1 protein-coding gene is annotated in these 574 nt (G+C 38.9%); it reads left to right on the top strand.

Annotated elements, in window-relative coordinates:
• A partial coding sequence (locus DMC01_RS14245) for a hypothetical protein (protein WP_185908982.1) occupies positions 1-574 on the top strand: 574 nt, incomplete at both ends.

Below are 574 nucleotides of genomic sequence, written 5' to 3'. Positions count from 1 at the left end.
TCAAGCAAACAATGTTCTAAACTCTCCTTGCATATTTTCTTTGTCAAAAGAAGAAAGCCTAAGAGCTCTTAGCTTTACTCACACAGCTGCTAATGTGCTTTCTCCTTTGAGTTTGCAAAGTATGAAGGCTGGCTTGAATTTAAACTTGAATTCAAGCTTGAATTCAGGGGATAATTCGCAAAATGGCTTGAATTTAAATTCAGCACAAGGCTTGAATTCAAATGCCCTCAGTTCTAATGCCTCGCTAGCTAGTGGCACAGCACAAGCCTTAAATTCAAGCTTGAATTCACGGACTTTGAATTTAAATTCGCAAGCCTCTTTAAATTCACAAAATGCCTTAAATTCAAGCCCTGCTGTGAATTCAAACGAACAAGCCCCCTCAAATTACGAACACCTAAATCCCCTCTACAACGAACACAGCTTTGACAGTGCCTTTTCTCCTACTCAAGCTAGCCAGCCCCTTCTGTCTTTGAAGGAAAGAAGGCTTAATATGCAAGGCTTTAAGGCAAGAAGCAATGTCTTAACCCTAAGCCTAAATGAAAAAATAGCCTTAGATAATTTAAATGATAACTTG

Origin of the sequence: Campylobacter troglodytis (assembly GCF_006864425.1) — a bacterium.
Classification (GTDB): Bacteria; Campylobacterota; Campylobacteria; order Campylobacterales; family Campylobacteraceae; genus Campylobacter_D; species Campylobacter_D troglodytis.
Note: the sequence above shows the minus strand (reverse complement) of the source record. Positions and strands in the feature narration are given on the sequence as shown.